The organism is Pseudomonas sp. NPDC089743, from assembly GCF_044748785.1.
GTDB lineage: Bacteria > Pseudomonadota > Gammaproteobacteria > Pseudomonadales > Pseudomonadaceae > Aquipseudomonas > Aquipseudomonas putida_X.
On the sequence record NZ_JBIVGS010000009.1, the window covers coordinates 1 to 16,882 of the forward strand.

Here is a 16,882-nt window from a genome sequence, read left to right on the forward strand (position 1 = left end):
GTTTAGCTTCAAACACTTGGCTCGCTTCGATCTCTCGTAGCGGGAGGCGAATAATACAGCGTTTAGAAGCGCTGTCAACCACCATTTCAACCGCTATCGATCAGATGACCGAAGCACCTCCAGCACTACCTGGATTAAGCAACTCATTGAATTTCAAGAAGTTTCTCGTTCAGACCACGCTGGAAGTGGGGCGCATTATAAGGGGATTCGGGACGGTGTCAAGGAGTTATTTCAAATCACACCCATTTTGCCAAATAAGGTGTTTTTAAGGGCACCTTGCACCGCCCCCTTGCATTTGCGCACTATATTGCACACCTAGCCCTCATCTGAAGGAATGCCAAGCACAAATGAACACCCAGCCCCGCAGCCTGGCCACTACGCTTTTTCCTATAGGCCTGCTGCTTATCGCCATGGCATCGATTCAGTCCGGTGCGTCTCTGGCCAAAAGCATGTTCCCCATCATTGGCGCACAAGGCACCACAACACTGCGCCTGATATTCGCCAGCATCATCATGCTGCTGATTCTGCGCCCCTGGCGCGTACGCATGACCACACAGACACTCCGTAATGTGATCATCTATGGCATGGCCTTGGGCGGGATGAATTTCCTCTTCTATATGGCACTGCAGACAACACCACTGGGCATCGCTGTAGCCCTGGAGTTCACCGGCCCATTGGCCGTAGCGCTTTTCGCATCGCGGCGCGCCGTTGATTTCCTGTGGATTGCGCTGGCAGTCAGCGGCCTGCTGCTGCTGATCCCGGTCGGCCATGGCGGCCAGCCCCTCGACCTCACGGGCGCCGTCTATGCACTGGGTGCCGGCGTGTGCTGGGCCCTGTACATTCTGTTTGGCCAACGCGCCGGAGCAGAACATGGGATTCAGAGTGCAGCACTGGGTGTAGTGGTCGCAGCGATATTCGTTGCCCCGATCGGCATCGCTCATGCAGGCACCGCACTGTTGACACCTGCCCTCATCCCGCTGGCCCTAGGCGTTGCAATACTCTCGACTGCCCTCCCCTATAGCCTGGAAATGGTCGCCCTGACCCGCATGCCGGCACGCACTTTCGGCACGCTGATGAGCATAGAACCCGCCATTGGCGCCCTTTCCGGCTTATTGTTCCTCGGTGAGCTGCTGAGCTTGACCCAGTGGCTGGCCATTCTCGCCATCATTGCCGCGTCAGTGGGCGCCACGCTGTCCATGCGCCGCGACGCCAAGCCCCCGGTAGCGGCCGATTAGTTGAGAAATATTTTCATTGGCCCGGAATTGACCATTGTAGCGAGCAGCCCTGCTGATTAAGCTGTCACAGAACCATAATCTCTACGCTATCTACTTGCATGTACACGGATGCCAAAGACTATTCAGGAAGAACCGAAGCGATAACGACAGGGTCAGACAACTGATCAACCCTGCATTTAAGGACAGGAATGAAACGTATTTTGCTCATCCTGGCCGTCTTGGCCATTGCCGGATGTGCCGCGACGGCCAAGACCGAGGTCAAAAAAGGCAAGAAGGGCCTGCATATCAACTGTTCTGGCCTCTCCTCGTCCTGGGACAAGTGCTATAGCAAGGCCGCCACGGCTTGCAGCACACGCGGTTACAAGGTCATCGCCCGCTCTGGAGACGCCGACGAGGAGCCGGGTGATTACCTCTTCGGCATCAACCCGGCCGGTTATACCAGCCGCAGTATGATCGTTATCTGCAAGTGAACAGAAAGGGCAGCTCGTGAGCTACCCTTCTTCTATTCACTGCCCAAATCGGCTGCTTACAAAGCCGCTGTTCGCGCCTCAAGCCAAGCCAACCCATCGCCTGACAACAGGGGAGCAAGGCGCTCGCGGACCGTCGCGTGGTAGCCGTTGAGCCAAGCAAGTTCATCCTGGGTGAGGGACTCGGTGAGCAGGCAACGCGTATCGATAGGGCATAACGTCAGGGTCTCGAAATTGAGGAAATCCCCGAACGCGCTTTGGCCCGATGCACGGTTGACCACCAGGTTCTCGATGCGCACACCCCAAGCCCCAGGGCGATAGGTCCCAGGCTCGATGGAGCTGATCATCCCCTCCTGCATGGCGGTCTGCGGTGTGGTTGCAGCCTGATACGCAATGACCTGCGGCCCTTCATGCACATTCATGAAATAGCCGACACCGTGGCCAGTGCCATGGCCATAGTCGACCTGATCCGCCCAAATCGGTGCCCTTGCGATCGCATCGAGCAGTGGCGACAGAATTCCGCGCGGGAACGTGGCGCGTGACAGAGCGATCATGCCCTTGAGCACCCGGGTGCAATCCTGTTTCTGCTCAATGCTTGGCGTGCCGACCGGCACCATCCGCGTGATGTCGGTGGTACCACCCAGATACTGTCCTCCCGAGTCGATCAGCAGCAAACCGTTACCTTCAATGACCGCGTGAGACTGCTCCGTGGCACGGTAATGGGGCATTGCACCATTGGCGTTGAAGGCAGCAATGGTAGAGAAGCTCAGCGAGACAAAATCGGGGCGCCGTGCACGGGCAGCACTCAATTTCTCATCGATGGTCAGTTCGGTGATGGCCTCCTTTCCCTGACTCGCTTCAAACCAAGCGAAGAACTCGCACAAAGCTGCGCCATCCTGCTCCATGACGCGGCGGATGTGCACCAGCTCCTCTTCACCCTTGCGTGATTTGCTCAATGTCGTCGGGTTCAACCCCTCAATCAGCGACACCTGCGGGCCCAGGTTCTTGAGCAGGCCACACGTCACGCGCGCAGGGTCGACCAAAAGCCGGCCGCCGGCAGGTATCGCTGACAGCGCCTCGCCAACCTGCGAATAATCACGCACCTCGATACCATCGGCTTCCAGTACTTGGCGCAAATGCTCATCAACCTTTCCAGCACCGACGAACAAAGTGGCCTGCTGTTGGCTGATCAATGCGAAGGAAACGAATACCGGGTTGTAGGAAACATCACTACCACGCAAATTGAACAACCAGGCGATGTCATCCAGGGTCGCGATGAAGTGCCAGTCTGCGCCCTTCTCTTCCATGGTGCGGCGCAACTGGGCAAGTTTTTGCGACCGACTGACAGTGGCGTGAGGCGGCAGGTGCTGATACACCGGGTTACCTGGCAGCGCAGGGCGCCCTTCCCAAACTTCGGCCAGCAAATCCTGATGGGTTACCAAGCGAATGTCCCTGCCCTTGAGACGCTCCTCGAGCTGACGCGCAGACGCCAGGGCCATGACCGCCCCGTCCACGGCCACTGCGCCTTCGGCCCGGACATTGTCGCCCAGCCACTCCAATGCACCCGGCTTACCCGGCAGCAGCTTCATGAGTTCGATGCCGCTACCTGCCAGCTCCTTGAGGGCTTGTTCCCAGTAACGGCTATCGGCCCACACGCCGGCGAAATCCGCAGTGACAACCAACGTACCCACCGAGCCATCGAAGCCCGACAGCCACCGCCGCCCCTGCCAGTAGCCCGGTAGGTACTCAGAAAGGTGGGGGTCGGCAGAGGGCACCAGCAGGGCATCAATCCCATCCCTGGCCATTACCTCGCGCACGCGCATCAGGCGCTCGGGCACACTCTGCTCACGGGTGGTTTGAACGTTCATTCGCACTCCTGCGGTATCTCGATTGATCCAAAGGCAAGATAATGGAACAGCCAACCTCACCCTGCAATCTCGACGACCGACTCCCGGCCTGCAAGCCAACCCTGCGCGCGCAAGAATGAAAGCAGTAGGAGCCTTCACGAACCACCGATCGCTTCCACATGAACTTCCCCAAACCCCGGGCTTCACAAGCAGTACATTCATTGCAGACAGGCTGATGCCCATGCCCAGCACCTGCGAATCAAAAGCGGGGGTCGTCCTCCTCGATACTCGCGAGCACACTCCAGAGCACGAACACGCAGTGCACCTGAAGCTGGCTGAGGGCCTGGCCGAGCTTCTCGGATGCACGCGAGTGACCCCAGACAAGCCCCCCAAAGCGGCCGACCGCTATTACTACCTCCCCACAGAAACCCTCATCGACCCGCAACGCTATGCCCACCTGGGCATCCACACTGAACATGACCTGTTCGGTGGCTTGGTCAGCCACCCTTATATGGCAACCAAGGCGATCTCCCATTCTTTGCCTGCCAATGCCACCTTCCCCATAGGCTGGACTGACGACTTCGGCCGCCAGGCCAGCGATGCGCTGCTGTGCGGTTACACCGTATTCAGCAAAGCCGATGCCCGACGAGCCGCGCAGCTACTACTGCGTGATCGCGCAGTGCGGCTCAAACCTGTGCTGGCTCGCGCGGGGCGCGGCCAACAGGTGATCGTTGAACTGGATAAACTGGAGCCTTTACTGGCCAACATCGACGATCAGGACCTGGCACTGTGGGGGCTTGTGCTGGAGGAGGACCTCAGTGAGGTCGAAACCTTCAGCGTCGGCCAAGTGCGTGTCGCCGGCCTGACCTGCAGCTACTTCGGCACCCAGCAACTGACCCTGGACCACCAAGGCACGGAGGTTTACGGAGGTTCCGATCTGATGGTGGTGCGCGGCGACTACCATGCCTTGTTGCAACTGCCGCTGGAGGACCACCTGCGCCTTGCCGTCAACCAGGCCCTGACCTATGAGCATGCAGCCGAGCAGCACTTCCCAGGCTTCATCGCCTCCCGGCGCAACTACGACATCGCCCGCGGCAAAAACCATGAGGGCCATATGCGCAGTGGCGTGCTCGAACAATCCTGGCGCCTGGGCGGCGCTAGCAGCGCAGAGCTACTGGCCCTACAAGCCTTTGCCGATGACCCGGCACTGCAACGGGTGCGTGCCTCCACCCACGAAATATTCGGCACGCCCAACCTTCCCACTGACGCCACCCTCTTCTATCAAGGAAACGACAGTGAACTCGGACAATTCTGCAAATACGCGAGGATTCGCGAGCATGGCCATTCAGAGTGAAACCATCGAGCTGCAGGTCGAGGATGAAAGCATTAGCGGCACTCTGGTCAGCCCCGGCAGCAAAATGCCCGGCATCCTTTTCGTACATGGTTGGGGCGGCAGCCAGCAACGCGACCTTGCTCGGGCCCGGCATATCACCGGCTTGGGTTGTGTCTGCATGACCTTTGACCTGCGCGGTCACGAAAAAACCGAAAGCCAGCGCCTCACCGTAACCCGCGAACAGAATCTCAAAGACTTGCTGGCAGCTTACGATCGCCTGGTCAGCCATCCCGCCGTAGACAGCAGCGCCATAGCCGTCATTGGCAGCAGCTACGGTGGTTATCTGGCCACCCTGCTGACACTGCAACGGCCAGTGAAGTGGCTGGCCCTACGCGTACCGGCATTGTACTGGGACGAGGAATGGGACACGCCCAAACAAACGCTGGACCGTCAACGCCTGAATGCCTACCGCCAACGCCTGCTTGGCCCCAGTGACAATCGTGCACTGGCCGCCTGCGCCCAGTTCGCGGGTGACGTGCTGCTGGTGGAATCTGAACAGGATGACTATGTGCCGCACACCACGCTGATGAGCTATCGCTCGGCCTTCATCAGCGCCCATTCACTGACCCACCGCATAGTCGATGGTGCCGACCACGCACTATCGAGTGAAGAAAGCCAAAAAGCCTACAGCTCGATCCTCGCTTCGTGGGTCAGCGAGATGGTGACGGGTGCACGCCTGGACCGTTATCCCCACTACGCCCCCTGGTATGCCTGAGGATGGCCTTGTGAAAAACTGACCGTTCAAATCACCACATTGCGTACGAAACGCGTCGGCACGTCACCATCGTTGCGGTAGGCATAGAGGCAGTCACTGGGAAACACATGAAACTGCCCCACGTGCAGGCAGTGTTCGGTCTGCTCAATGATCAGGGTCAGTTGCCCTTCGGCCACGTAAATCTGTTCGCTCCAGCCCTCGGCATCGGCCTCGCTGGTGTAGCACTCACCGGGTGCCAGAGTCCACTCCCAGATCTCCACCTCTCGCCGCGCGGCGCTGCTGGCCAGGAGCACCGCTTTGCTCTGGGGATGCTCACCGGCCCAGGCCAGCTCGTCGATGCGGCTGGTATCGCGCTGGTCGGGCGCCTGGATCAGCCGACTGAAGGCGACCCCCAACGCTTCGGCTATCAGGTCGAGCGTCGTCAGGCTGACATTCTTTTCACCGGCCTCGATCGCCACCAGCATGCGCCGGCTGACACCTGAGCGTTCGGCCAAGGCACTCTGGCTCATCCCCGCTGCATTGCGCAGGCCACGAACGTTGAGGCTCACATGCTGCAGCACCGAAGCACGGTGCGCGGAATCTCTGTGCACTATATTGCTCACTTTAACCGGTTGCGCAGTATACTGCCCACTTTGCGGCGATTGTGCGCTGCCCCTTCAGAGTAAGCAAGACCATGAGCCAACCGATCATCCCTCAGCAAACCACCGTCTCCTTGCGCCTGAGCAAAGCCGAGGTGGTACTGGTGTTCATCACCATGCTGTGGGGCGGCACCTTCTTGCTGGTGCACAACGTCATGACCGTGAGTGGCCCGATGTTCTTCGTCGGCCTGAGGTTTGCTGCAGCGGCCTTGTTCGTGGGGCTCGTCTCGGTACGCGCGCTGCCTGGGCTGACATTCACCGAAATAAAGGCTGGCGTGCTGATCGGGGCGACCATCATGCTGGGTTATGGTTTGCAAACCATGGGCCTGCAGACCATCAGCAGCAGCCAGTCGGCCTTTATTACTGCGCTGTATGTTCCCTTCGTACCGCTGTTGCAATGGCTAGTGCTTGGCCGCCGTCCAGGGCTGATGCCAAGCCTGGGTATCTGCCTGGCGTTCCTCGGCCTGATGCTGCTCGCTGGCCCCGAGGGCGGGTCCCTGCATTTCAGCGAGGGTGAAGTGGTGACATTGGTGAGTGCCGTGGCCATCGCCGCCGAGATCATTCTGATCAGCCGGTATGCCGGACAGGTCGATGTGCGCCGCGTCACCGTTGTGCAACTGGCCACCGCCTCGCTGCTCTCGTTCCTGATGATCGTACCGACGCAGGAGCCCATCCCCGACTTTTCCTGGCTGTTGCTGCTCAGCGCACTGGGCCTGGGCGCCATGAGTGCCGTGATCCAGGTGGCGATGAACTGGGCGCAAAAATCAGTATCGCCTACCCGCGCCACCCTGATCTACGCCGGCGAGCCGGTGTGGGCCGGGATCGTCGGCCGCCTCGCCGGCGAGCGCCTGCCCGGGGTTGCCTTGCTGGGCGGGCTGCTGATCGTCATCGCCGTGGTGGTGAGCGAACTCAAAGTGCGACGCCATCGCCCAGCCAGCGAAGCGCTCGAGCTGGAGGGCGAACGCGAAGGCGGCCTGTAAAACAGCGAACAACAGCTATGCTCTGTAAGAAACTGTTATAAAAAAACCGCCTGTCACACCTTGTTTGTATGATTCTGCGACAGCTTGCGTGTTGGTGATCAACCGCTCGGCACGTATGATCCTTGACAAACCTTTCCAGAATAGAACGCTATGTCCTTGATAGTGCTACTGCTTCTGCCGTTCGTGGGCAGTTGCCTGGCAGCTGTGCTGCCGCACAACGCACGTAACGCCGAGTCCATCCTGGCTGGGCTGGTGGCCCTGGTCGGTACCGTTCAGGTAGCACTGCTATACCCCCAGGTTGCCCACGGCGGTGTGATCCGCGAGGAGTTCCTCTGGTTGCCAAGCCTGGGCCTGAACCTGGTCCTGCGCATGGATGGCTTCGCCTGGCTGTTCTCGTTGCTGGTGCTGGGCATAGGCACCCTGGTGTCGCTGTATGCGCGCTACTACATGTCGCCACAAGACCCGGTACCCCGCTTCTTTGCCTTCTTTCTGGCGTTCATGGGCGCCATGCTCGGCCTGGTAATCTCGGGCAACCTGATCCAGCTGGTGTTTTTCTGGGAGCTGACCAGCCTGTTCTCGTTCCTGCTGATCGGCTACTGGCACCACCGCGCCGACGCCCGACGCGGCGCCTATATGGCGTTGATGGTGACCGGTGCCGGGGGCCTGTGCCTGTTGGTCGGCGCCTTGTTGCTCGGCCATGTGGTGGGCAGCTATGACCTGGACAAAGTGCTGGCTGCTGGTGAGACCATTCGCCAGCACGCGCTGTATCCAGTGCTGCTGCCGCTGATCCTGGTCGGCGCATTGAGCAAGAGCGCGCAGTTCCCCTTTCAGTTCTGGCTACCTCATGCCATGGCCGCACCCACCCCGGTTTCAGCTTATCTGCACTCAGCGACCATGGTGAAGGCCGGGGTGTTCTTGCTGGCACGGCTGTGGCCGGTGCTTTCGGGCACCGAAGAGTGGTTCTGGATCGTCGGTGGCGCGGGGGCCATAACCTTGCTGCTGGGTGCTTTCGCAGCGATGTTTCAGAATGATCTCAAGGGCCTGCTGGCGTATTCGACCATCAGCCACCTGGGCCTGATCACGCTGCTATTGGGCTTGAACAGCCCACTCGCGGCAGTGGCCGCCGTGTTTCACATACTCAACCATGCCACGTTCAAGGCTTCGCTGTTCATGGCCGCCGGCATCATCGACCACGAAAGCGGCACCCGCGACATCCGCCGCCTCAGCGGGCTGATCCGGCTGGTGCCGTACACCGCGACCCTGGCGATGGTGGCCAGCGCCTCGATGGCCGGCGTGCCATTGATGAACGGCTTCCTGTCCAAGGAAATGTTCTTCGCCGAAACTGTGTTCATCAGCTCCACGGCCTGGGTCGAGGCCACGCTGCCAGTGATAGCGACCCTGGCCGGCACCTTCAGCGTGGCCTACGCCTTGCGCTTCACCGTCGACGTATTCTTTGGCCCTGCCGCCCAAGACCTGCCTCACACACCTCACGAACCGCCTCGCTGGATGCGCGCACCCGTCGAACTGCTGGTTCTCACCTGCCTGGTGGTGGGCATTTTCCCTGCCCAGTCGGTCGGCCCCTTGCTGGCCGCTGCAGCCCTTCCGGTGGTGGGTGGTACGCTGCCCGAGTACAGCCTGGCCATCTGGCACGGCTGGAATGCCCCGCTGATCATGAGCCTGGTGGCCATGAGCGGCGGTATCGTGCTGTACCTGCTGTTGCGCAAGCAGTTGCGCCGAGGGCGCTTCCCGTATCCACCCCTGATCGAGCGGTTCAATGGCAAGCGCCTGTTCGAGCACGGCCAGGTGCACCTGATGTTACTGGCCAGGCGCATCGAGGGGCTGCTGACCACTCGCCGCCTGCAAGCGCAGCTGTTCATGCTGGTGCTCGCCGCCTTCCTCGCTGGGCTCACACCCATGCTGTACAGCGGCCTGAGTTGGGGTGACCGCCCGAAAATCCCGGGGTCAGGTGTGTTCGTCGCCCTCTGGGTGATCGCTATCGCCTGCGCCATCGGCGCTGCCTACCAAGCCAAGTATCACCGCTTGGCGGCCTTGATCATGGTCGGCGTCTGCGGCCTCATGACCTGCATCACCTTCGTCTGGTTCTCCGCACCTGACCTGGCACTGACCCAACTGGTCGTCGAGGTGGTCACCACGGTACTGATCCTGCTTGGCCTGCGCTGGTTGCCGCGGCGTATCGAAGGTGTCTCGCCGCTGCCCGGGAGCCTCGACCGCGCCCGCATGCGCCGCCTGCGCGACCTGCTGCTGGCGATCCTGGTCGGCGGTGGCATGGCGCTGCTGTCCTACGCCATGCTGACACGACCCACGCCGAACGACATTTCTTCGTTCTATCTGAGCCGGGCCTTGCCACAAGGTGGCGGTACCAATGTGGTCAACGTGATGCTGGTTGACTTCCGCGGCTTCGACACACTGGGCGAGATCACCGTGCTGGTGGCCGTCGCCCTGACCGTATTCGCCCTGCTGCGCCGCTTCCGCCCACCCAAGGAGAGCATGCAGTTGCCAGCTCAGCAGCGCCAGCTTGCACCTGACGTGGTCACCGACCTGATCAACCCGCGCCATGCCACCGACACAGCTTTGGGCTTCATGATGGTGCCTGCAGTGCTGGTACGGCTGCTGCTGCCGATCGCCCTGCTGATCTCGATGTACCTGTTCATGCGCGGCCACAACCAGCCTGGCGGCGGCTTTGTCGCGGGCCTGGTGATGTCGGTGGCATTCATCCTCCAGTACATGGTCGCAGGCACCCAATGGGTCGAAGCCCAGATGAGCCTGCGCCCACTGCGCTGGATGGGCACCGGGCTACTCTGTGCGACCCTGACCGGGGGCGGCGCCATGCTGCTGGGCTACCCGTTCCTGACCACCCATACCGCCCACCTGCACCTGCCAGTGCTCGGCGATGTGCACGTGGCCAGCGCGCTGTTCTTCGACGTCGGCGTGTACACCGTGGTGGTCGGTTCGACCCTGCTGATCCTCACTGCCCTGGCCCACCAGTCGGTGCGAGCCTACCGCCCGGGTAATCCGTCGAAACCCAGCCAAGCAGGAGCCGCCTGATGGAAGAAGTCATTGCAGTCGCCATCGGCGTACTGGCCGCATCGGGCGTGTGGCTTATCCTGCGCCCTCGGACCTACCAGGTGATCATGGGCCTGTGCCTGCTATCGTACGGCGTCAACCTGTTCATCTTCAGCATGGGCAGCCTGTTCATCGGCAAGGAGCCGATCATCAAGGAAGGCGTGACCCAGGACCTGCTGCACTACACCGATCCGCTGCCCCAGGCACTGGTTCTGACGGCCATCGTCATCAGCTTTGCCATGACCGCCCTGTTCCTGGTGGTGCTGCTGGCATCTCGCGGCCTGACCGGCACCGACCACGTGGATGGCCGGGAGCGTGAAGAATGAGCGAGATGAGCCGACTGATCGTCGCCCCCATCCTGCTGCCGCTGCTGACCGCCGCAGTGATGCTGATACTGGGCGACAAGCACCGCCTGCTCAAGGCACGCCTCAACCTGCTGTCGACCTTCAGCGGGCTGATCATCGCCGTCAGCTTGCTGTTGTGGGTGCGCGTCCAGGGCCAGGCGGAATCGATTGGCGTGTATCTGCCGGGCAACTGGCCCGCGCCTTTTGGCATCGTGCTGGTGGTTGATCACCTTTCGGCGCTGATGCTGACGTTGACCGGGGTCATCGGCATCAGCGCCCTGCTGTTCGCTCGCGCCCGCTGGGACAGCGCCGGCGCCAGCTTCCACGCACTGTTCCAGATCCAGTTGATGGGCCTGTATGGCGCCTTCCTGACCGCCGACCTGTTCAACCTGTTCGTCTTTTTCGAAGTGCTGCTAGCGGCCTCTTATGGCCTGCTGCTGCACGGTTCGGGAAGAGCGCGGGTGCGCGCCGGCCTGCATTACATCGCCATTAACCTGTTCGCCTCTTCGCTGTTTCTGATTGGCGCCGCAATGCTTTACGGTGTGACCGGCACCCTGAACATGGCCGACCTCGCGCTGAAAGTACCGTTGGTGCCCGAGGCCGACCGTGGTTTGCTGCACGCGGGCGCGGCAATCCTGGCCGTAGCCTTCCTGGCGAAGGCCGGCATCTGGCCGCTGAATTTCTGGCTGGTACCGGCGTATGCCTCGGCCAGCGCACCCGTCGCCGCATTGTTCGCCATCATGACCAAGGTCGGCTTGTACGCTGTATTGCGGCTCTGGTCCCTGTTCTTCTCGGGCCAGGCCGGTGCATCGGCGCATTTCGGTGGGCAATGGCTGATCTACGGGGGCTTGGTCACCCTTGCCATCGCAGCCGTATCGATCCTTGCCGCACAGCGACTGGAGCGCATGGCGGCACTGAGCATACTGGTTTCGGCAGGCACCCTGCTGGGCGCGATCGGCTTCGCCCAGCCGGCCCTGACGGGTGCGGCCCTGTTCTATCTGGTCAACTCGACGTTGGCACTGTGTGCCCTGTTCCTGCTCGCCGAACTGGTGGAACGCTCTCGCTCGGCCAACGAGCCGCCGCTGGAGGACGAAGAAGGCAGCATGCCCTCGCCACTGGAATCACTGCACCCGCCCAAAGGGATCAACCTCGACGATGAGCAGAAGGCAGTGATCGGCCAGATCATTCCCTGGACCATGGCGTTCCTGGGCCTGAGCTTCATTGCCTGTGCGTTGCTGATCATCGGCATGCCACCGCTGTCTGGCTTCGTCGGCAAACTCAACTTGATCAGTGCGCTGTTCAACCCACTGGGGTTGGGAATGCCGAGCGAACGCCCGCTGTCTGCAGCCGGCTGGGCGCTGGTAGTCCTGCTCGTCCTGTCTGGCATGGCCTCGCTGATCGCTTTCGGCCGCGTGGGCATCCAGCGTTTCTGGAAGCCTGAAGAGCGCCCCTCTCCAGTACTGCGGCACTATGAATGCCTGCCGATCGTCATTTTGCTGGGCCTGTGCATCATGCTCAGTTTCCGGGCCGAGCCGCTGCTACGATACACCCAGGACACGGCTGCCAGCCTGCAGGCCCCTGACACCTACATCAAGGCCGTGATGGCCGCGCAGCCGATACCCGGCCCGACCACGCTCGACGCACAGGTGCAGCCATGAGCCGACTTTTCCCCGCACCGCTGCTGTCTGTCGCGCTGTTCGTACTGTGGCTGCTGCTGAATCTGTCGGTAAGCCCGGGCAACCTGCTGCTCGCCGCCGTGCTTGGCATTCTGGCGCCGCTGCTGATGGCGCCACTGCGCCCCCAGCACGCCCGCGTACGCAGGCCGCTGATGGTCGTAAAACTGCTGGGCCGGGTGGGTAACGACGTCATCCAGTCCAACCTGCAAGTAGCCCTCAGCGTTTTGCGCGCCGGGCAACACCCGCCTCGCTCAGCCTTTGTCCATATCCCACTGGACCTGCGCGATGCCCACGGCCTGGCAGCACTGTCGATGATCACCACCGTGGTGCCCGGTACCGTCTGGTCAGAGCTGGCACTGGACCGCAGCGTCCTGCTGCTGCACGTGTTCGACCTCAAGGATGAAAACGCCTTCATCGAGCACTTCAAACACGCCTACGAACGACCGCTGATGGAGATTTTCCAATGACAGGCCTGCTAGCCTACGCAGTGCTCGCCAGCTTGTTCATCTTTGCCCTGGCCATGGGCCTGACGCTGATCCGGCTGTTTCGCGGCCCCTCCGCCCAGGACCGGGTACTGGCACTGGACTACCTGTACATCCTGGGCATGCTCATGATGCTGGTACTGGGGATCCGCTATGCCAGCGATACCTACTTTGAAGGTGCACTATTGATTGCACTGTTCGGCTTTGTCGGCTCGTTTGCCTTGGCCAAGTTCCTGCTGCGTGGCGAGGTAATAGAATGACCGAGGTTCTTGAACTACCGCTCTGGCTCGAGCTCATTACCGCCGCCCTGCTGCTGCTCGGCAGCCTGTTCGCGCTGATCGGGGCCATTGGCCTGCTGCGCCTCAAGGATTATTTCCAGCGCATGCACCCGCCAGCCCTGGCCTCGACCATCGGAGCCTGGTGCGTTGCCTTGGCTTCGATCATCTACTTTTCATGGCTCAAGCAAGGCCCGGTACTGCACGCCTGGTTGATCCCTGTTCTACTGTCGATCACCGTACCGGTCACTACCCTGTTACTGGCCAGGGCGGCGCTGTTTCGCAAACGCATGGCCGGGGAAGCGGTACCCGAAGAAGTCAGTAATAGCCAGGAGGGTGGCAATTGATGTGCGGCAGGCTCATTGCTGGGTGATCCGCTGCAACTCTCGCCGCACCATCGCGACGTAGGGAGGTGGGCCTAATTGATAGAGCTGGGCCGCCACCCAGGTCAACCAGGCCCCCTTCATCTCATCGCGTCGCGCCAGCAAACGTTCTGCCTGTGCCAAGGCCATGGCCTGATGTTGTCGATGGAACGCGCCACGGCCGCCATCCGCCTCTTGCGCCTCGTTCATTCACTCGCCTTGAACGTGGTCAATTCACCCTTGCGCCATTTCGCGACCTTACCGGTAACGGCCTTGAGCAGCTTGCCCAAGCCCTCCTGGACTTGCTGTTGAGCCGCGAACACCAGCATTACGCCTTGGCCTTCACGAAACACGATACCTTCACCTTGCGGCACCGAGACAAAGGCATAGTCGCCGACACCATAGACGTTCAGTTTGATCTCGCGAAAGCGCATTTCCAACTTGCCGCCCTCACGACTGGGCAATACGGCAGCACGAAAGTGATCCCCCACCTTCAATTCCAAACGCTGCTTGTCATCGACTACCAACGCACTCTCGGTGTCGATTTCGGCCATATACAAGCCTTCGGGACTTTGCTCGGTGACATAAACGAAACGGCCCTGAAACAGCTTGGCCAACTTACCGCGCAAATCGCCAAGGGCGAACAAAGCGTGGGTATCCAGAGTACTGACTGCCAATGAAGTAATCCTCAAATCGGTAACATCCGCCCCCACTCACCATCGGTGAGGCACGGCCCTTTCATTTCGATAGGCGAAAAGAGTAATGAAGCGATGTGCATAACGTCTGTGCCTTCTGGCTATACAGCATGGAGGAATCTTTACTCCTGCTTGCCAGACTTCGCCCAAAGGACGGGTTTAGGCACATTCCCCAACCGGGAAGCGTAATGTCTTACAACTATTCCGTCAGAAAAGATGCGATAGATAACGCCAGGCCCTTCGGCAGAACGGGCTCTGCAATCCATCAGCGCATTACTGGGAAGGAAATATGCACGAAAACACAGAAACACGTCGAGAGGCAAAGCGCATTTATTCTCGCCTCACACCGCGTTACGTCGTGATAGCTGCCGGCATCGAGTTCTTCCACGTCACCGAAAGCGCTACCGGTAGAGTAAAGGGCTTTCGGCGTCGCCACCATGATGCCTGCGAGCTGGCCCGCAGCCTCGAAAACTGAACCACAGTCAGGCGGCTCGGCCTTTCTCCAGCTGCTCCAGCCAGGCCACCTGACACGCCCGCGCCTCATCACGTGTCGCAAACGCAGGGCCCCGACGTTCGCCGTCCACCAGTACCACCCAGCATACTCGGCGGCCCAACACCTGCAAGGCAGCGGGCACACCTGAGCCAATCATCACGGCTATATCGACTCGGCTATTCATCATCCCCTCCGGAATTTACTTAGCAACCTAACTATATAGCCATGATACGCCCGCCACCCTGCCGAAAAAAGCCAACATTGGTATAGCAGTATTGCGTCAGCAGCAACGAACCAGCCCGCACCCGCCAGCAAACGCAAAAAGCCCCAAGGATTGCTCCGTGGGGCCTTGGCACACACCGCTCGGTCAGATCTGGCGCTGGTGGCGATCGAGCTGCTCGTGGCGCTCCTGGGCTTCGATGCAGTACTTGGTGGTCGGGCTGATCAGCAGACGCTGCAGGCCGATCGGTTCACCACTGTCATCGCACCAGCCGAAGCTTTCGTCAGCGATACGGCCCAAGGCCATTTCCAGCTGCGGCAGCAAACGCTGATCACGTTCGATGGCATTAACCAACCAGTGACGCTCTTCTTCGACCGAGGCCACGTCGGCAGGATCCGACGGGGTATCCAGGCTTTCGATGGTGGCACGGCTCAGCTCGATGCGTTCATGGGTTTCTACTTTCATCGCCTGCAGCAGGCCAGTGAAGAAGGCCAGCTGATCAGCGTTCATGTAGTCATCGGCCGACATGGCCAGCAACTGTTCCTTGGTCATCGATTTCTCTATGAAAAAATGTGCATTTGGGCGATTCGGGTGTCGCCAACGCCTCGGCATTGGCAACAGAATTCTTCAAGCGCCAATCGGCACTCTTTTGCAGGGGGCGGCAGTCTAAGGCCCCACGTCGCGAGGGGCAACACCAATCACGGGGTAATTGACCGAAATGACATGGTTTACGCCTGACGGCAGCGACTTGCCGCACGGACGATGTCGCTGGCAGTACACCTTTAAAGCCAAGGCAGATAACCCGGGCGGTTTCATGGCCCCCGCCTCCAGACAGCAAGAAGCAGCCTGGCCCTGATGCAAGGCACCAAGGCCAACACTTATCTGCCAATGGAGATCGAAAAGATACTACTGCTGCACCGCGAAGGCCTTGACCACCACCGCGCAGCCATCGAACTGCGCTTGACCCGTGCCAACCAGACGGACGAGTGCGTCCACGATGCCGATGCGGCACTGAACATCAAGGCAATCGAAGACCTGTCGGCAACGCTGACAACGCAGGCGGTGGAACAGAGAACGCAGGCGGGCATGAGACCGAAGTGCATCGCAGCCCGATCGACCTGGCTGCGGCAAAGCGGTACTTCTTCATCCATCAGGCCTGATCATCAGCAGGGGCAGTTTCGCTGCCCCTGCTGGTGCAGCTCAGCAGTCCTTGAACTGAGCCTCACGCTTGGCAATGAACGCCGCCATCCCTTCCTTCTGGTCTTCAGTGGCAAATGCGGCATGAAACACACGGCGCTCGAAACGCACACCTTCGCTCAGCGTGACTTCAAAGGCCCGGTTGACGCTTTCCTTGACCATCATGCTCACCGGGATCGACTTGCCAGCAATGGTTGCAGCCACTTTCAATGCCTCCTCCACCAGTTCGGCCTGTGGCACCACGCGCGCAACCAGGCCTGCCCGCTCCGCCTCCTCAGCCCCCATCAGGCGCCCCGTCAGGCACAGCTCCATGGCCTTGGCCTTGCCCACGGCACGGGTCAGGCGCTGGGTACCGCCCATGCCCGGCAGTACGCCCAGGTTGATTTCCGGCTGCCCGAACTTTGCATTGTCGCCAGCCAGGATGAAGTCGCACATCATCGCCAGCTCACAACCACCGCCCAACGCAAAACCCGACACCGCAGCGATAATCGGCTTGCGGCGGTTGGCAATGCGGTCGGCATCGCTGAACAGGTCATCGACGTAGATCTGCGGGTATTTGAGTTCGGCCATTTCCTTGATATCGGCGCCGGCGGCAAAGGCTTTGGCCGAACCCGTCAGCACCACGCAGCCGATATTCGGGTCACGCTCGAGCTGGTCCAGGGCCTGGTTGATCTCACTGACGATCTGCGCGTTGAGCGCATTGAGCGCCTGGGGCCGGTTAAGGGTAATCAGGCCGACCTTACCGTGAATATCCAACAGGATGGTTTCGAATGCCATGC

General features: G+C 60.6%; 18 protein-coding genes. 11 read left to right on the plus strand and 7 right to left on the minus strand.

Annotated elements, in window-relative coordinates; all coding sequences use genetic code 11:
- Nucleotides 1-347 precede the first annotated feature (347 nt).
- Both rhtA and ACIPZC_RS16865 read left to right on the plus strand, forming a co-directional pair.
- On the plus strand, nucleotides 348-1,235 hold the full coding sequence (rhtA, locus tag ACIPZC_RS16860) for a threonine/homoserine exporter RhtA (protein WP_400628293.1): 888 nt from the start codon (nucleotides 348-350) through the stop codon (nucleotides 1,233-1,235).
- A gap of 188 nt (nucleotides 1,236-1,423) precedes the next feature.
- A complete protein-coding gene (locus ACIPZC_RS16865) occupies nucleotides 1,424-1,705 on the plus strand; it encodes a hypothetical protein (protein WP_400628295.1) in 282 nt (93 codons plus the stop codon).
- Nucleotides 1,706-1,761: 56 nt separating this feature from the next.
- Here ACIPZC_RS16865 and ACIPZC_RS16870 read toward each other — a convergent pair whose 3' ends face one another.
- Nucleotides 1,762-3,570 carry an aminopeptidase P family protein gene (locus tag ACIPZC_RS16870; RefSeq protein ID WP_400628467.1) on the minus strand — a complete coding sequence of 603 codons (1,809 nt, stop codon included), beginning with the start codon at nucleotides 3,568-3,570 and terminating at the stop codon, nucleotides 1,762-1,764.
- Between the two features lie 214 nt (nucleotides 3,571-3,784).
- Here ACIPZC_RS16870 and ACIPZC_RS16875 point away from each other — a divergent pair, with 214 nt between their 5' ends.
- Both ACIPZC_RS16875 and ACIPZC_RS16880 read left to right on the plus strand, forming a co-directional pair.
- Complete coding sequence (locus ACIPZC_RS16875) at nucleotides 3,785-4,903, plus strand: DUF3182 family protein (RefSeq protein WP_400628297.1); 1,119 nt, start codon at nucleotides 3,785-3,787, stop codon at nucleotides 4,901-4,903.
- Complete coding sequence (locus ACIPZC_RS16880) at nucleotides 4,887-5,657, plus strand: alpha/beta hydrolase family protein (RefSeq protein WP_400628299.1); 771 nt, start codon at nucleotides 4,887-4,889, stop codon at nucleotides 5,655-5,657. Before ACIPZC_RS16875 ends, ACIPZC_RS16880 begins: the two co-directional genes overlap by 17 nt.
- A 26-nt stretch (nucleotides 5,658-5,683) precedes the next feature.
- On the opposite strand, the gene ACIPZC_RS16885 is transcribed toward ACIPZC_RS16880, so the two are convergent.
- The gene (locus tag ACIPZC_RS16885) at nucleotides 5,684-6,247 is read right to left on the minus strand and encodes a helix-turn-helix domain-containing protein (protein ID WP_400628301.1); all 564 of its coding nucleotides are present in this window, start codon (nucleotides 6,245-6,247) and stop codon (nucleotides 5,684-5,686) included.
- A gap of 83 nt (nucleotides 6,248-6,330) precedes the next feature.
- Between ACIPZC_RS16885 and ACIPZC_RS16890 the strand changes: the two genes are divergently transcribed.
- The 7 genes from ACIPZC_RS16890 to ACIPZC_RS16920 all read left to right on the plus strand — a co-directional run bounded on the left by ACIPZC_RS16890 (nucleotide 6,331) and on the right by ACIPZC_RS16920 (nucleotide 13,483).
- On the plus strand, nucleotides 6,331-7,275 hold the full coding sequence (locus ACIPZC_RS16890; protein WP_400628303.1) for a DMT family transporter: 945 nt from the start codon (nucleotides 6,331-6,333) through the stop codon (nucleotides 7,273-7,275).
- A gap of 150 nt (nucleotides 7,276-7,425) precedes the next feature.
- The gene (locus ACIPZC_RS16895; RefSeq protein WP_241806989.1) at nucleotides 7,426-10,341 is read left to right on the plus strand and encodes a monovalent cation/H+ antiporter subunit A; all 2,916 of its coding nucleotides are present in this window, start codon (nucleotides 7,426-7,428) and stop codon (nucleotides 10,339-10,341) included.
- Nucleotides 10,341-10,685 (plus strand): Na+/H+ antiporter subunit C, encoded by a 345-nt coding sequence (locus tag ACIPZC_RS16900; protein WP_043213881.1) that lies wholly within the window; start codon nucleotides 10,341-10,343, stop codon nucleotides 10,683-10,685. Before ACIPZC_RS16895 ends, ACIPZC_RS16900 begins: the two co-directional genes overlap by 1 nt.
- Nucleotides 10,682-12,361, plus strand: a complete 1,680-nt coding sequence (locus ACIPZC_RS16905) for a monovalent cation/H+ antiporter subunit D (protein ID WP_400628306.1) — start codon at nucleotides 10,682-10,684, stop codon at nucleotides 12,359-12,361. Before ACIPZC_RS16900 ends, ACIPZC_RS16905 begins: the two co-directional genes overlap by 4 nt.
- Complete coding sequence (locus tag ACIPZC_RS16910; RefSeq protein WP_400628308.1) at nucleotides 12,358-12,846, plus strand: Na+/H+ antiporter subunit E; 489 nt, start codon at nucleotides 12,358-12,360, stop codon at nucleotides 12,844-12,846. Before ACIPZC_RS16905 ends, ACIPZC_RS16910 begins: the two co-directional genes overlap by 4 nt.
- On the plus strand, nucleotides 12,843-13,121 hold the full coding sequence (locus tag ACIPZC_RS16915) for a K+/H+ antiporter subunit F (RefSeq protein WP_241806992.1): 279 nt from the start codon (nucleotides 12,843-12,845) through the stop codon (nucleotides 13,119-13,121). The genes ACIPZC_RS16910 and ACIPZC_RS16915 overlap by 4 nt, the downstream gene beginning before the upstream one ends.
- Complete coding sequence (locus ACIPZC_RS16920; RefSeq protein ID WP_241806993.1) at nucleotides 13,118-13,483, plus strand: Na+/H+ antiporter subunit G; 366 nt, start codon at nucleotides 13,118-13,120, stop codon at nucleotides 13,481-13,483. Before ACIPZC_RS16915 ends, ACIPZC_RS16920 begins: the two co-directional genes overlap by 4 nt.
- Nucleotides 13,484-13,495: 12 nt before the next feature.
- On the opposite strand, the gene ACIPZC_RS16925 is transcribed toward ACIPZC_RS16920, so the two are convergent.
- From ACIPZC_RS16925 to ACIPZC_RS16945, 5 genes are all read right to left on the minus strand, one after another.
- Nucleotides 13,496-13,708: a hypothetical protein gene (locus ACIPZC_RS16925; protein ID WP_400628311.1), complete on the minus strand. Its 213-nt coding sequence runs from the start codon at nucleotides 13,706-13,708 to the stop codon at nucleotides 13,496-13,498.
- The gene (locus ACIPZC_RS16930; protein ID WP_241806995.1) at nucleotides 13,705-14,175 is read right to left on the minus strand and encodes a hypothetical protein; all 471 of its coding nucleotides are present in this window, start codon (nucleotides 14,173-14,175) and stop codon (nucleotides 13,705-13,707) included. Before ACIPZC_RS16930 ends, ACIPZC_RS16925 begins: the two co-directional genes overlap by 4 nt.
- A 500-nt stretch (nucleotides 14,176-14,675) precedes the next feature.
- The gene (locus tag ACIPZC_RS16935) at nucleotides 14,676-14,870 is read right to left on the minus strand and encodes a hypothetical protein (RefSeq protein WP_241806996.1); all 195 of its coding nucleotides are present in this window, start codon (nucleotides 14,868-14,870) and stop codon (nucleotides 14,676-14,678) included.
- Between the two features lie 183 nt (nucleotides 14,871-15,053).
- On the minus strand, nucleotides 15,054-15,458 hold the full coding sequence (locus ACIPZC_RS16940) for a TraR/DksA C4-type zinc finger protein (protein ID WP_012315289.1): 405 nt from the start codon (nucleotides 15,456-15,458) through the stop codon (nucleotides 15,054-15,056).
- Nucleotides 15,459-16,106: 648 nt separating this feature from the next.
- Nucleotides 16,107-16,880: an enoyl-CoA hydratase gene (locus tag ACIPZC_RS16945; protein ID WP_241806998.1), complete on the minus strand. Its 774-nt coding sequence runs from the start codon at nucleotides 16,878-16,880 to the stop codon at nucleotides 16,107-16,109.
- Nucleotides 16,881-16,882 lie beyond the last annotated feature (2 nt).